Origin of the sequence: Comamonas sp. GB3 AK4-5 (assembly GCF_041320665.1) — a bacterium.
Lineage (GTDB): Bacteria > Pseudomonadota > Gammaproteobacteria > Burkholderiales > Burkholderiaceae_C > Comamonas.
The window spans coordinates 4,074,929-4,089,664 of the sequence record NZ_CP166730.1; the positions used below are offsets into that span (position 1 = coordinate 4,074,929).

Annotated in this window: 8 protein-coding genes; all 8 read right to left on the minus strand. The window is 65.2% G+C overall.

Annotated features, from left to right (window positions below; genetic code table 11):
• Positions 1–104: 104 nt before the first annotated feature.
• Positions 105–242: a DUF2474 domain-containing protein gene (locus tag ACA027_RS18260; RefSeq protein WP_370679615.1), complete on the minus strand. Its 138-nt coding sequence runs from the start codon at positions 240–242 to the stop codon at positions 105–107.
• A complete protein-coding gene (gene cydB, locus ACA027_RS18265) occupies positions 242–1,252 on the minus strand; it encodes a cytochrome d ubiquinol oxidase subunit II (protein ID WP_370679616.1) in 1,011 nt (336 codons plus the stop codon). Before cydB ends, ACA027_RS18260 begins: the two co-directional genes overlap by 1 nt.
• A gap of 12 nt (positions 1,253–1,264) precedes the next feature.
• Positions 1,265–2,689, minus strand: coding sequence for a cytochrome ubiquinol oxidase subunit I (locus tag ACA027_RS18270; protein WP_370679617.1), 1,425 nt, complete (start codon positions 2,687–2,689; stop codon positions 1,265–1,267).
• Positions 2,690–3,296: 607 nt separating this feature from the next.
• Complete coding sequence (locus ACA027_RS18275) at positions 3,297–4,658, minus strand: hypothetical protein (protein WP_370679618.1); 1,362 nt, start codon at positions 4,656–4,658, stop codon at positions 3,297–3,299.
• Entirely contained in the window at positions 4,655–11,014 is a 6,360-nt protein-coding gene (locus ACA027_RS18280; protein ID WP_370679619.1) for an AAA domain-containing protein, read from the minus strand. The genes ACA027_RS18275 and ACA027_RS18280 overlap by 4 nt, the downstream gene beginning before the upstream one ends.
• On the minus strand, positions 10,996–11,664 hold the full coding sequence (locus tag ACA027_RS18285) for a 4Fe-4S single cluster domain-containing protein (protein ID WP_370679620.1): 669 nt from the start codon (positions 11,662–11,664) through the stop codon (positions 10,996–10,998). The genes ACA027_RS18280 and ACA027_RS18285 overlap by 19 nt, the downstream gene beginning before the upstream one ends.
• Positions 11,665–11,681: 17 nt before the next feature.
• Positions 11,682–13,523, minus strand: a complete 1,842-nt coding sequence (locus ACA027_RS18290; protein WP_370679621.1) for an AAA family ATPase — start codon at positions 13,521–13,523, stop codon at positions 11,682–11,684.
• Positions 13,524–13,616: 93 nt separating this feature from the next.
• Entirely contained in the window at positions 13,617–14,708 is a 1,092-nt protein-coding gene (gene nagZ, locus ACA027_RS18295; protein ID WP_370679622.1) for a beta-N-acetylhexosaminidase, read from the minus strand.
• Positions 14,709–14,736 lie beyond the last annotated feature (28 nt).

Sequence of the window (14,736 nt, forward strand, 5' to 3'; positions counted from 1 at the left end):
TTTTATATTTTTTGACATTTCAAATTTGGCCAGCACGCCTTTGAGGCAATGCGTTATCGCCGCCTGTCTATGGCCGTGCTGCAGATGGTGTTCACGGCCTCCGCTCAGGCCAGCATGCCCCCCAGGGCCATCAGCTTGCGCATCACCCAGGCAGCCAGGCCCAGCACGCTCACGCTGGCGCACCAGATGGCGAGCAGCCAGCCCAGCTGACGCAGACCGGTGTGTGTGGATGGTTTGCTCATCAGTGATAGGCCTCACCGTGGCGGACCTTGCCGCGAAACACGTAGTAGCTCCATGCGGTATAGCCCAGGATGATGGGGATGATGAACAGCGCGCCCACCAGGGCAAAGCCCTGGCTGGAGGCCGGTGCCGCAGCCTGCCAGATCGTCAGCGAGGGCGGCAGAATCACCGGCATGATGCTGATCACCAGGCCCGTATAGCCCAGGAACACCAAGACCAGGGACAGCGAGAACGGGCTGCCATGGCGGCGCTGCGAACCCAGGGTGCGCCACAGCAGGGCCAGGCAGGCCAGCACCAGCAGCGGCACGGGTAGGAACCAGTAAAAGGCCTGGGAGGCAAACCAGCGCTGGGCAATGCTTTCATGCAGCAACGGCGTCCACAGGCTCACCACCGCAATCGCAGCGGCCATGGCCACGGTGCTCAGCTTGGCCGCGCGGCGCAGGCCTTGCTGCAGCGTGCCCTCTGTCTTCAGCACCAGCCAGGTGCTGCCCAGCAACATATAGGCAGCCACCAGACCCAGGCCGGTGAATACGCTGAAGGGCGACAGCCAGTCGAAGGCTCCACCCACAAAAACGCCACCCTGCAGCTCCAGGCCGCTGAGCAAGGCACCCAGAGTCACGCCCTGCATGGCCGTGGCCAGCAGCGAGCCGCCGGAAAACGCCTTGTCCCAGATATGGCGTCGCTGGTCGCTGGCCCGAAAGCGGAATTCAAAGGCCACGCCACGCAGAATCAGGCCCACCAGCATCAGCATCATGGGCAGGTACAGCGCGCTGAGCACGGCCGAATACACCACGGGGAAGGCCGCCATCAGCCCCGCCCCACCCAGCACCAGCCAGGTTTCGTTGCCGTCCCAGACGGGGGCAATGGTGTTCATCATCACATCGCGGTCATGGCGGTTCTTGAAGAACGGAAACAGCATGCCGACCCCGAGGTCGAAGCCATCCATCACCACATACATGAACACACCCAGCACGATGATGCCGGCCCAAATCACAGACATGTCGATTCCCATCAGGGCGCTCCTTTAAAGTACTTGGCCCGAGGCCGAGGGGTTGGCGCCCGAGATGGGGCGCATGGGCTGGTTGTGCTCGCCAGGGCCACCCTCGGGTGGCAGCTCGCCCTCGTGCGGCGGCTGGGCCAACATCTTCAGTCCCATCCAGCTGCCGGTGCCGAACACCAGCAGATAGACCACGACCAGCACGGCCAGCGATACCGCAAGGTGCGAAAAATCATGGTTGGACACCCCATCCGCCGTGCGCATCACCCCATACACCACCCAGGGCTGGCGACCGGTCTCAGTCACAAACCAGCCTGCCAGCAGCGCCACCAGGCCCGAGGGCCCCATGGCCACGCAAAAGCGCTGGAACCAGGGCGCTGCATACAGGCGACCACGCCAGCGCAGCCACAGCCCCAAGGCGCCCATGAGCAGCATCAACATGCCCAGGCCCGCCATGATGCGAAAAGACCAGAACACCGTGGCCACGGGGGGCAGGTCTTCCTTGGGGAAGTCCTTGAGCGCGGGGATTTCGCCATCCCAGCTGCGGGTGAGTACCAGGCTGCCCAGGCGTGGAATCTCCAGCGCAAAGCGATTGTTCTGGGCCTCTTGATCGGGCAAGGCAAACAGCACCAGGGGCACGCCTTCACCGGCAGGTAGATGCTCCCAATGTCCCTCCATGGCGGCCAGCTTGGCGGGCTGGTGCTTCATGGTGTTGAGACCATGCATATCACCCACCAGGGCCTGCAGCGGCGCAGCGGCCAGCACCATCCACAGCGCCATCGATGTCATGCGCTGCACGGCCGCAGTGCGGTGTCCGCGCAGCAAATGCCAGGCACCCGTGCCTCCCACAATCAGCGCCGTGGACAAAAAGGCCGCAATCACCATATGCGCCAGGCGATAGGGGAAGGAGGGGTTGAACACAATGGCCAGCCAGTCGGTGGGCACTACCCGGCCATCCACGATCTCGTAGCCCACGGGGGTCTGCATCCAACTGTTGGAAGCCAGGATCCAGGTGGCCGAAATCAGCGTGCCCAGGGCCACCATCAGCGTGGCAAAAAAGTGCAGGCGCGGCCCCACCTTGTTCCAGCCGAACAGCATGACGCCCAGAAAACCCGCTTCCAGGAAGAAGGCCGTCAGCACCTCATAGGTCAGCAGCGGGCCGGTGATGCTGCCGGCAAAGTTGGAAAAACCACTCCAGTTCGTACCGAACTGGTAGGCCATCACCAGACCCGAGACCACGCCCATGCCAAAGCACAGCGAGAAAAACTTGACCCAGTAGTGGAACAAGTCCTTGTAGACCTCGCGGCGCGTCAACAGCCACAGGCCTTCGAGCACCGCCAGGTAGGAGGCCAGCCCTATGGTGATGGCGGGGAACACGATGTGGAATGACACCGTGAAGGCGAACTGCACCCGGGCCAGATCGAGCGCACCTATATCGGCAAGATTGAACATAGTTATTTACTGAAATTTCGGTAACTTCTGAAATATCAAATCGCAACAGCATGCATGCAACTCAATTTGCACGCATGCTATCCGCTTTTTTAAACCATGCAATCTACAGATAAATTTACATGCAATTTATATTGCATGCAAAACAACGCAGCAGTGCCCGCTGCATCTGGGGCGGGCAAGAGGTGGCAAAGCGGCTGTACGACCCGCTGCTCGGAAGAGGGAGAGCGCGTGCGCTGGGGACCAGGTGCTGTGCAACAGCCGTGCAGCGCAAAAAGGCGCGCAGTCCCGCCGCAATCAGAACGTGTTCACGATCGCAGAACGTGTTCAAAGTCTCCTCGCGGCGCGCCAGTGTCTTTGCGGGATGGGATACAAGGCGCGATACCGCAGCAATAGCCGCGCTATTGCGAGGATTCGCAACAACGTAGACCGCCCGCAAAGCCACTGGCCCGAAGGGTTGGAGCGAAATCGGGCGATTTCATCGCGCTGGCGCTTGCTTGCACACGAGTGCAAGCTGCGCCCCATCGGCTCGAACTCCTCCCGATTGCGCTCCAACGCGCCTGCGTAGAGACTTTGAACACGTTCTCAAGGCCTGCTGATCAGGCCGGGTTCACAGCGTGCGCTGTGGCGCATGGGCCTGGGAAGCGCGCCCAGCCTGCGCCGCTTCCTGCAGCTGGACCTGCTTCAACGGCAAGGTGCCCACACCCAGCGCCTTTTCGATCAGCACTTCGCCGCCTTCGCTGGCCAACTGGTTTTGCAGGCGCGTGAAATCGTTGCACCACAGCTGCTCGGCATCGATGTCGCGGCTGGCGTCACGCTGGGCCTGAAAGGCCACAGCACGGACCTGCATGCGCTGCGCTGCGGGCGCTGCGGCCAGCTCCACGCCGTAGTCGGACTGGCCGGGCTTTTGCACCACGATGCGCCCCTGCTCCAGCCAGGCGGTTTCCATACCCTCATGCACCGCATAGCCCAGTGCCGCCAGCCCTTTGAGCACCGCAGCACGCCGGTGCTGCGCGGCCTCTGCCTGCACCGCTGCTTGCTGCATGGCGTGGGCAGAAGCCAGCCACTGCTGCAGCGCTGCCAATTGCCGGGTCTCCACCACAGACTGCAGCTCCACGCGCATTTCCTGGTTGGCAGCAGGCAAGGCATCCAGCAGGGCCTGTGCCTCCTGATGCAGGGCCGCAAAGGCCTTCGCATCCTGCGCGGCACTGGCCAACTCGATCTGCAGGCTGTCGAGCAGCATGCTGCGGCGCGCATTGCCAGGCTCCGCGATCGCAGCAGCAAGGCGCTGCTCGAAAGCAGCCACGAAGGCCTTCTGACCGCTCCATTCCTGGGTGAGCTGGCGCAGGCGTTCGAGCTGAAGGGTGATGCTCTGCAAGCGTGCATCAGCCTGCTCATCCAGCCACTGGCGCTTCCAAGGAGCTGCGCCATCGCCCTTGTCGCTGTCTGCGGCAAGGCGCTGGGCCAAGGCCATTTGCGCGCTGCTGAGTGCAACCGGCTGCGGCGTCGGGGCGAGCATCTGAAAGCCTGCAGCCAGCGCCTGCTGGGCAGCGGCATCGCTGGCCTCCCCTTGCGCCACCGCATCCAGGCTTTGCTGCATGTCGGCCTGCAGCCCAACACCCTTGTCCTTGAGCGCCTGCAGCAACACCAGAGCGTTTTGCCGGCTGCGCAGGCGCGTGGCGCTGCGCTGGGCGCGCTGCACAGCGGCCTGCTCGTGGCGGCGCTCGGCATCGTCGTGCAGAAAAGTGATTTCGCGCTCTGCCGCGGCGTTGAAGCGCGCAAATGCATCGGATGCCAGCAGCGCCAGCAGCTGCTCTCGACGCGCTGCAGCCTGTGCACGCGCATCGCCGTCTTCTGTCGCCACGGATTTCAGCCAGTGGGCCTGTGCCTGGTCCATGCGCGCCAGCAGCGCATGGGATTGGGCCAGCAATTCTTCCCGCGTTACTACACGCACGACTTTGGGCCCGCTCATGGCAGCACCTCGCTGCGCTCTGTGTCGATGACAGCGGGCTCAGGAATGGCCTCCGGCAAAACCGCCAGCGCCTGCGCAATGGCAGTGCGCAGGCGTTCACGTTCGGCCGCGCCATCCTGGAACCAGGCCTGGGACGACACCCGGTGAATCACCGGCACCGCACGCTGCAGCACATTGCGCCGCCACACCTCGCGTGCCCGCGCATGCTCCAGCAGATCATGGCGCGGGGCATCGCATTCGATGCCGATGGCAAAAATCCCTGTCTGCGGGTGCTCGATGGCGTAGTCCAGTCCAAAGGCATCGCCCTCTGCCGTGGTCGTGGCCGCATGGCCCAGCCCCCGGATGTACGCGCCCACGGCGCTGCGAAAGCCATCGCCCACCGCAGACATATCCACCACGGCCGCTTGCGATGAGGGTGATGCCCAGCGCCCCAGCAAAGCCTTGGCCCCATCCAGATCTGCGCTGGACACCGTGCGCGCATACGCCATATAGCCTTGCAGAAAGTCGCGTGGTGAGGAAAGCGGACGGCGCGTGGTCAGCGCATCCGAAATGTCGTTGATGGGCATGGAGGTCACCATATAGATCTTGCACCGCGAGCGCGTGACCGCCACATTCAGCCGGCGCTCACCGCCTTTTTGCCCCAGCACGCCAAAATTGCGCCGGAACGTGCCCTGGGGGTTGCGGCCGAATGTGGAGGAGAAAACGATCACATCGCGCTCGTCCCCCTGCACGTTCTCCACATTCTTCACGAACACGCCCATGTCCTCGCCATCTTCGTTGCGTTGCAGCTCCAGGCGATAGGCCTCCCGGAAGCTTTCGTCGGCTTCTGCACGTGCCTCCATGGTGTCCTCGATGAGGTCGGCCTGCTTGCGGTTGAAGGTGACCACCCCCACCGAAGGGCGCTGGGCATACGGTGCCCGCCAGATCTCGGCCAGCAGGTCCACCACGCGCTTGGCTTCGGCCGGATTGGTTTGCTCCTGGTACACACCATCCACCCGGATCATCTCTATGGGCCGCGCCGCAGCCACGGCAGAGGGCGAATGGCGCACCGGCACATGCAGGTCGTTTCCATAGAAGGCTGCATTGGAATAGTTGATCAGCTCGCGGTAGGCAGAGCGGTAATGGATTTGCAGCCGCGCATTCGGCAAGCTGGTGCGGGCCAGCTGCAGCAGGTCCGGGCAATCCTTGATCTCGCGGCGGTTCCAGGTTTCGTCGTAGGCCTCGCGCTCTTCCTCGGAGGCGTCTTCCTCCGGCCCTTCGCCGTCGAAGGACTGGGCCTCGTCGCTCTCCACCTTGCTGGAGAAGAATGCCGTGGGCGGCATTTGTTTTTCGTCTCCACTGACCACGCTGACACGGGCACGGAACAGCGAGGGCAGCGCAAATTCCACCGGCATCTGCGAGGCCTCGTCATAGATCACCGTATCGAACAGGGCGGACTTGAGCGGCAGCACGCGGCTGGCCACATCCGGGTTCATCAGCCACACGGGCCGCAGCTTCATCAGCCCCAGTGGGCCGCCCAGGTCCAGAAACTCGCGCAGCCGGCGCGCACGCTGCCCGGTCAGGCGCGTGACGTCCTCCCACTCGCGCAACGGCCGTATCGCGGCCAGGTCATAGCTCTCGCGCAGCAGCGCGCGATTCAACCCGCGCAGCTGCCTATCCAGCTCGGCCAGATGCGCCACCTTGGCCTCCAACTCTTCACGCTCCAGCACCAGCTCGGGACTTGCCAGCTCCATGGAGCGCTTCCAACCCAGGCGCGCCTCGCGGCGCAGAATGCGGCGCACGGCCTCTTCCAACGTGCTCGGCGCCATGGCATCCAGTACATCCTGCTTGCCGCGCAGCTGCCGCAGGGCCTGCAGCGCTACGGGAGAAAGGCGCTCCGCCCGCGCACGGAAATACTGGTAGGCCGCCAGCGTGGGCAGCGCGGCGCACAACGGCTGCCATTGCTGGGCGCAGGCGGCATGGCTGGTCATGGCCTGCGCGCAGGCTTCCACCCAGGCGGGCTCCATCCACTGCGCCAGACGCGCCAGCGCCGCACGGCTGCGCTCGCGCACATCACAGCGCGCAAACACCGCGTCGTACTCGGCATAGAGATGGACGATGGCTTCACGCGAACCGGCCTGGGCTGCGCGGTCCATCTTGCCCACAGCTGGTGCCGACGCCAGCAATTCCGCGCGCTGCGCCGCACGCTGCAAGGCCGCCAATGTCTGGGCCGTGGCGGCGACCATCTCCGCGCCAGCATCCTCCGCCAAGGGCGGCAGCTGCAGCCGCTGGAGCACAGGCTGCAGCGCTGCACGCAGGGGGCGCAGCTGCTGCTCCAGCGCAGTGCAGGCGCGCACAACCGGCAGGCCTGCAGACCCTCCGGCCTCGCCCAGCCCCTGCAGCAAGGCCACCAGACGCCGCCCTCGCAGATAGCGCAGCGGACTCAAGCGGGCCAGCCAGCCTGCTGGCGTGAGGGCTTCACGTACCAGCTTTTCGAGCGTCTGGAGCTGCGAAACGCCCATCCGCGCAACAGCAGGTGAGAGCTTGGCATCCACATCCTCCAGGCGGCAGGCCGCCAGGGCATCACGCAGGCGCAGCAGCTCGGCGATCAGTGCCGCCCCTTCCGCCTCGCCCCCCTGTTGTGCGCGGAACAACGGCAGCCAGCGCGCCAGCTGCACTCTGTCGTCCTCCGCCAGCTCCAGAAACAGTGGCCCATGTGCGGCCAGCCATGCGCGGTGTGGGGCCGGGTCGTCCAGATCAAACGATGCCTGGCTGGACAGCAACACCTGCATGCGCGCGTCTTCCGCAGCCCCCAAAGCCTGCAAGGCCTCGGTGAAGTCCGTGACGGTGGCGGCATCGGCCGTGAAAGCGCGCAGCGCCACCAGCGCACTGTCTTCATAGCGCGCGGGCAGCCAATAGCGGGCCAGCGGCGCCAACTCTTCCTCCAACGCGGCCAGCTCGGCCAGGTTCAAAGGCTCCAGCGTGGGGCGCAGCGCCGGCACATCCAGCGGCGGCGTTCCGGCCTCCAGCTGAATCAGCTCACCCAGCAGCACACGGTAGCTGCTGCCTATGCGCTCATCCATGCGGTGCAAGGCCTCATGGTGGCTGTCCAGCGTGCGCTCCAGCGCCTCCACCCGCGCCGCCAGCTCCTGGCGGCTGCGGCGTATGGGTGCCGCCGGGTCGTCCTTGCGGCGCAGCAGCGCCTCCAGCTGCTCGCGCACAGAGCGGATCACGGGCATGCGGTCGCGGTTCACGTCATTGACCATGACCACACGGTGGCCCAGTCCCTCGGCCACCAGCCGCTTGTGCACCACCTCCAGCGCCGCATGCTTTTGGCAGACGATGAGCAGGCTGCGGCCACTGCCTATGGCATCACCCACCATGTTCACAATGGTCTGGCTTTTGCCGGTGCCCGGAGGCCCTTCCACCACCAGTCCAGGGGCTGTACGTGCACGCAGCACGGCATCCTCCTGCGAAGGGTCGCTGTGGACGGTGAAATAGCGCTCCACCTCCGGCGGGCGCGGCATGGATTCAGCTGTGACTTGCGGCCCCAGACGCAGCGCCGTCTCCAGCCCGGTGCCGGCCGCCGGCAGGGATTTGAGCTGGCGTATGTCCTCGCCAATCGCCTGACCGGAAAAGGTCACATGAAACAGCACGGCCGCACATTCCAGCTCCGTGCTGTGCGGGTCCAGCGGGGTGCGTGTGCCAGGCAGGGCCACCAGGGCCCGTGAACGCGGCAGCGCCAGCGTGCCCAGGGCATCCATCACATCTGCAGCGCGCAGGGCGGAACGGCCCAGCAACGCGTCCACGGCCTTGCGCCAGCGCCCCTCGGCCTCGGGTCCCACCAGGCCCTCCAAAGCGGGGTTGATGCGCACCTCTTCGCGCTCGCCATCAAAGGCCAGGGTGACCTTGCCACGTGCACCCACGGTGTGGCTGAGCTTGACCGGCCAGAGCAGTGCGGGGGCAATGCGCGTGGCCGCACCCGGACGCGCATCGCGGGTGAGCAAAAAGGGAAAGCCGAGGTAGCAGCCATCAATACCGGTATCGCGCTTGTGCAGCAGCGTGTTGCGCTCCAGCACGCTCAGCCGCATGGCAATGGTGGAATCTGTCGGGTCGAAGACCGCAGGATCGAGCGCAATCGCCCGGCCATTGCGTTGCACGATATGGTCCAGCAATGCGCCGGCATCCAGGCGCGGCGTGCTGAACTCGGTCAGGTCCACACGCCCCGTGGTACGCCCTATGGCCATGCGCACCAGCGGGCCGCGCATGACGCTGGTGACGATTTTTTTCTCAAAAAAATCGAGAATCTGCGCGATGTACTGCTGCTTTTGCGGCACCTGCCATTGCGCTTGCGGAATGGCCAGCAGCACCAGGGCCTGCGCCAGCGGAATGCGCTTGTCGATACGGAAGGTATCGGCCCAGCCATTCACCGTCTCGCTGGCACAGCGCGCAAAGCCTTCTATGCGCTCGGCCACCGCCTGCAAGATCTCGCTGCGCGGCCAGCGAATGGTCTCGCGTGCAGCGGCTTCCAGGAACTGGTGCACACCGTGTTGCAATGCCAGGCTACGTGCCTCTTGCACGATCAGCTCACAGGCACGGAATTGGCCGATCTCGGCGCTCAGCACCACGATCAGGTCTTCTTCGCTCAGGCTGCGCCGCTCCAGCAGATTGAGCAGGCCCAGGTGCTCGGTGTCGGGCAACAGCTTGCGCCGCTCTTCCCACTCCGCCGCCAGCCGCACGCGCGAGGTGCTCAGCAGATTGATGCGCAGCGTGTCCTCATCCAGCGCAATGTCCAGATTGCGCGCGCGGTTGCGCACCGCGCCCACACGGGTCTTGAGCTGGCCCAGCCAGCTCTCGGTGCCCAACTCATCCAACACATCCGGCACCGGGCCGGTAATGAGTTCATAAGCCTCCAGCGGATGCTCCAGCAGCCAGCGCGGTGTGACGATCGCGCCCGTGTGAATGGGCGGCATCTCTGAATTCAGCACCTTGAGCGCCAGCAGCAGCTTGAAGTCATCCCCCATCTCCAGCTGTGCAATGCGGCGCAATGCGGCCAACACCTGGGCCGGGGCCTCGGCCTCCTGCACCCAGGTGGTGAGCGCGCCACGCAGCAACTGCTCGCGCGCGGCCTCCCAATGCGGGGCTTCCGCAGCCGCCAGCGCATAAGCGGCCAGCGAATGGTGGGACTCTCCGGCCAGCGTGATCGCCGGCCCTGCCCCACCCTGCCCGGCTGCCTGAGCGCGTGCAGGTGCGGCAACGGCCTTGCCATCCAACCAGTCTTTCACCTGCGCCCAGCCCCAGCGCTGCATGCGGTCGCGTGCCAGCAGGCCGCGCAACAGCAGCTCCATGGATGCATCCAGCCCATCGGGAATGGGCGCACCATTGGCCAGCACATGGATCAAGAAGGCATGCTGGTTCACGCCGGCAAAGCATTCGCCCCGGGTGATCTGCTCCAGCAGCACCATGCCCAGGCTCCACCAGTCCGAGGCGGCGGCCACACCACCGGCCACAGCCTCGGGCGCGGTGTAGCAGGTGATCTCCAACGGCGAGACGATGTCGAGGTCAAACTCCGACAGCCGCGCCGAACCAAAGCCGCCGATGACCAGGTCCAGCGGGTCGCGGTTGCGCACCAGCAATGTGCCTGGCCGCAGATCCCGGTGGCGCAGACCCACCTCAGCCAGAGCCTGCAAGGCCATGCCCAGCTCGTAGACGATTTTGCGCACCGATGCGGTGTCGCCCGCCACCAAACCCAGGTCGGCCAGCGTGCCACCGGTCAACTCCTCGGCCACCTCGTAGGCGCGCTCGTTCCAGCGCCCTATGGCATAGAACTGTGGCACATGCACGGCGGGCACACGCTGCAGGGCCTCATACACCGAGGGGTCGGGCTCGGCACCCTGGTGGTAGAGCGTGAGCACGGCGCGGCGTTCGCCATCCACCTCCTCGGCCAGGTAGCGGTCGCGCAGGCCCACGGCGCTGCTGATGGGGTGCAGCACACGCCAGCCATCGATCACCGTTTCGGCAGCCTGCGCTTCAGCCTCGACATCGTCACCCTCGGCCGCAGGCGCTGGCACCGGCGTTTCTGCCAGGTCCGCACCGCATTGCGCGCACATCAAATCGCCCGCCTCCATGGGGTGGCCGTTGGTACAGACAGGCCCCGCATCCACTGGCGTGATGTGCTCGACAGTGACCTCCTGTGAGTGTTCTGCATCGGCGGGCACCACCACAGCAGGCCGCCAGCCCTGCGGGCGAATAGGCACTTCCACCAGGCTCCAACCGCAGTGGTGGCCATCGGGCATCTGGCCTTCGCAGAACATTTCATCCAGCGCCCGCTCGGTTTCGCAGCTGGGACAAAAGCGGATCATCGTGGTGTCGTGCATAAATTTCTGTCGGGTGCTTCGGTCGTGTGTGCACGGTGGCCATCGGCCTGCAGCAAGGCCTGCAGGCGCTGCATATCACCACGGCCGGGAATGCCTGCCAGCCATACCGTGCCCTGTGCATCGAGCATGAGGTCAAAGTGCCGCTGGCCATCGGCCTGTGCGCGCTCATAGCCTGCAAACAAGGCCTGGCCACGCGGCGTGAGGCAATGCAGGCGCTGGTTGTCGCTGCCGCGCAGGGCCAGGGTGTTCGGGGCCTCCTGCACAAAGGGCTCGGAGATCAGGGCGTCGATCAGCCCAGACATCTGCCCCAGATGCGGCTGCAATGCCTCCCAGGGGTGACCGGAATAAACCAGCACATTGGTGTCGCGCTCGGCGCGCAGGCATTGCAGCAGCGCATGCAAGGCCTCGGGCTGGTCAAAGGGCTCGCCGCCGGAAATGGTCACGCCGTCGCAAGCGGCCAGCCAGGGCGCGATCTGGGCCACCAGATCTGGCGCTGCGATCCGCTCCTGCGGTGCACGCCAGGTATCGGCCGAGATACAACCGGGGCAGCGTATCGAACAGCCCTGAAACCAGATGCCCAGCCGCTTTCCGGGGCCCAGCGTGGTCACCGGAAAATGCAGGCGCGAAAGGCCTAGGTGGGCAGCGTCCACGGTCTGCTCCGCCAGGGTCAACGCGCTGCCAGCGTGAGCGTCTGGGAGGCCAGCGCCGTCACTTCAAAGCGCTGCCCAGCTTGGGCATCGGCGTCAAACAAGGCGCGGGCCAGCGGGTTGAGCAAATGCGCCTCCATCTGGTTGCGTATGCCGCGGCCGCCGTTGGACAGGTCGCGCAGGCACAGTGTCCGCAGGGACGACAGCGCCGCCTCCGCCATGTCCACCTGCAGCTCCTGGGCGCGCAGGTCGGCCAGCGTCACCGCCACCATCTGCTCGAAGATCTGCTGCGCCACGTCTTCACGGATGAAGTCGAAAACGATGATGTTCTCGCCCATGCGGTTGAGGATTTCGGGGCGGTTGAGCACCAGCTTGAAATGCCTGTCGATCTCGGCATGCACCTTGGCGCTCACGGTTTCGTAGGACTCGCTGGCCGAGACATTCAGCGTGCGCCGGCCCTGTTCGTCCATCTTGTAAATGCCCAGATTGGAGGTGAAGACGATCAGGGCCTCGGAGAAATACACCCTGTCGCCACGCCCGCTGGTGAGTACGCCGTCATCCAGGATTTGCAGAAACTTGTCCAACACCCGCGGATGGGCTTTTTCGATCTCGTCGAACAGCACCACGCTGAAGGGACGTTCGCGAATCGCATTGGTGAGCTCGCCACCGGCGTCATAGCCCACATAGCCGGGCGGGGCACCGATGAGGCGTTGGTCCGCATGCTCGGCACTGAACTCCGACATATCGAAGCGGATGTAGGCGCTCTCGTCGCCAAACAGCAAGCTGGTGATGGTTTTGGCCAGCTCCGTCTTGCCCACGCCCGTGGGGCCGGCCAGAAAGGCCACGCCACGCGGGCGGTTGCCACGGCGGTTGCCGCCCACGCCGGTCATGGCGCGTTTGACAATGTCCAGCATGTGCACCACGGCCTGGGATTGCCCCTTCACGCGCTGGCGGATAAAGCGGTCCGCATCGCGGATCTTGCTGCGGTCGATCTTGAGCCAGGGGTCTTCGGTCACGCCCACCTTGTAGCGGCGCACGGCATCGGCCACACGCTCCACCGGCACGCCTTCCACCCGCGCCAGCACGGCGATGGCGTTCATGTCCAGCAGCAGCAGGCCTTCCGTGCCGTCAACAAAGGCGTTCTCGGCCTGCACACGGGCTTCGGGGGCGGCCTCGGCAAAGCCGGCCAGCGGGCGCAGCAAGCCGGGGGCCAGCGCACGCCGCGCCAGCCCGTCGGGCCGCGCCACCGGCACATGGCGAATGCGCGGGTTGCCCACCAGCAGCCAGTCGGGCAGATCGCCCTCCTTGTCCACCACCCAGATCACGGTGTTGAAAAAAGGCTTGCGCTCCGCCCCCGCTGGCCGCGTACGCGCCTGGTGGGACAGCATCAGCGCCCGCGTGAACAGCTGGTGCTCCACGGCCGTGAGGTCGCTGCTGCGTGTGAGCAGGCGCGAGGCGAAATCGATGACCAGTGCGCAGGGCGCGCCCTGGGCCAGGTTGGGGTCGGTCACCAGGCGCTCCAGCGCAGCCGAGAGCATGTCGACACCCGCAGGTGCCTGGCCGTTGGCCACCGTGAGGCCCAGCTGGGTGAGCACGGCGTCGGAGGCCTGGACCTCCTGGCCCGGGCCGTGGATGGCAGAAAAGCCCGACAGCGGCTGGTAGACCAGGGTGTGGGCATAGCCGTGGCGGCGCAGTGCATCGCCCAGCACCTGGTTGAGCGGCTGCGCCGTCACCATGCCGGGTGCAACTTCGGCACATTGCAGATCGCGCACATTGCCGGAGAGGACGAACTGGCTCTTGAGCGGCAAAAAACGCAGCAGATCACGCAGCCACCGACCCGGCTGATAGGCTGACTGGCCCATACATCTTCCTTCACACATGGATTGAATTCTTGGTAGCAGGCACGCGGCGGAAAGCCGCGCAGGCCCACTCCACCGCCGGCAGGCCGCCAGGGATCAGGGCAGCAAATCCAGCGCCTGCAGGTAAGCGGGCTGGCGCATCAAATCGTCCCAGGCCTGGGGTTCGGTCTCGGGCAGCAGGGCCAGGCGACGGGATTCGGAGTCTTCGTCCGGCACCCAGCGGCCATCGCGCAGCGCGGCGTCCATGCCGTCGAGCAACTGGTCCACATGCTCGCCAAAGCCCAGGCTCTGGTTGCACAGCAGCACCATGTCGCAGCCGGCGTTCAAGGCTTGGAGCGCGGCCTCGGTGTAGCTGATGAGCTGGCCATTGATACGGCGTGCACCTTCCATGCTCAGGTCGTCGCTGAAGATGGCGCCGTCATAACGCAATTGGCTGCGCAGAATGTCTTTGAGCCATTTTTCGCTGAAGCCTGCCGGGCGGGCATCCACCTTGGGGTAGATGACATGGGCCGGCATCACGGCCGTGAGCACGCTGGACAGCCAGGGATACGGCGCGGCGTCCTCATCCAAAATGGCCTTGAGGCTGCGCTTGTCCACGGGTATGTCCACATGCGAGTCGGCCTTCACAAAACCATGGCCGGGGAAATGCTTGCCGCAATTGCCCATGCCGGTCTGCAACAGGCCATGCATCAGGCTTTTAGCCAGCGCGACCACCACGCGCGGGTCACGGTGAAAGCTGCGGTCGCCGATGACGGAGCTCTCACCGTAATCCAGATCCAGCACCGGTGTGAAGCTGAAGTCCACGCCGCAGGCGCGCAATTCCGTGCCCAGCACATAGCCGGCCGCCGTGGCCGCATTCATGGCGCGCATGGCACCCGAGCCTTCGCGGTATTTTTTGCCCTTGCCGTCATCCATCCACATCTCACCCAGGGCGCGCATGGGCGGGATATGGGTGAAGCCATCGGTGCGAAAGCGCTGCACGCGCCCGCCTTCATGGTCCACGCAGATCAGCAGGTCGGGCTGCACGGCCTTGATGTCGGCGCACAGCTGCACCAGGGCCGCACGGTCTGCCCAGTTGCGCTTGAACAGGATGATGCCGCCCACCAGCGGATGGGCCAGCCGGGCGCGGTCCACATCGGTGAGGACGGTGCCGGCAATGTCGATGATCAAGGGGGCGTGCAGACGCATGTTGTTTACTCTTTTAAAAATAGCGGCT

Excerpts from the sequence above, each read along its gene's own strand:
- ACA027_RS18260 (WP_370679615.1), bottom strand. The coding sequence starts at position 242 with ATGAGCAAACCATCCACACACACCGGTCTGCGTCAGCTGGGCTGGCTG.
- cydB (WP_370679616.1), bottom strand. The coding sequence starts at position 1,252 with ATGGGAATCGACATGTCTGTGATTTGGGCCGGCATCATCGTGCTGGGT.
- ACA027_RS18270 (WP_370679617.1), bottom strand. The coding sequence starts at position 2,689 with ATGTTCAATCTTGCCGATATAGGTGCGCTCGATCTGGCCCGGGTGCAG.
- ACA027_RS18275 (WP_370679618.1), bottom strand. The coding sequence starts at position 4,658 with ATGAGCGGGCCCAAAGTCGTGCGTGTAGTAACGCGGGAAGAATTGCTG.
- ACA027_RS18280 (WP_370679619.1), bottom strand. The coding sequence starts at position 11,014 with ATGCACGACACCACGATGATCCGCTTTTGTCCCAGCTGCGAAACCGAG.
- ACA027_RS18290 (WP_370679621.1), bottom strand. The coding sequence starts at position 13,523 with ATGGGCCAGTCAGCCTATCAGCCGGGTCGGTGGCTGCGTGATCTGCTG.
- nagZ (WP_370679622.1), bottom strand. The coding sequence starts at position 14,708 with ATGCGTCTGCACGCCCCCTTGATCATCGACATTGCCGGCACCGTCCTC.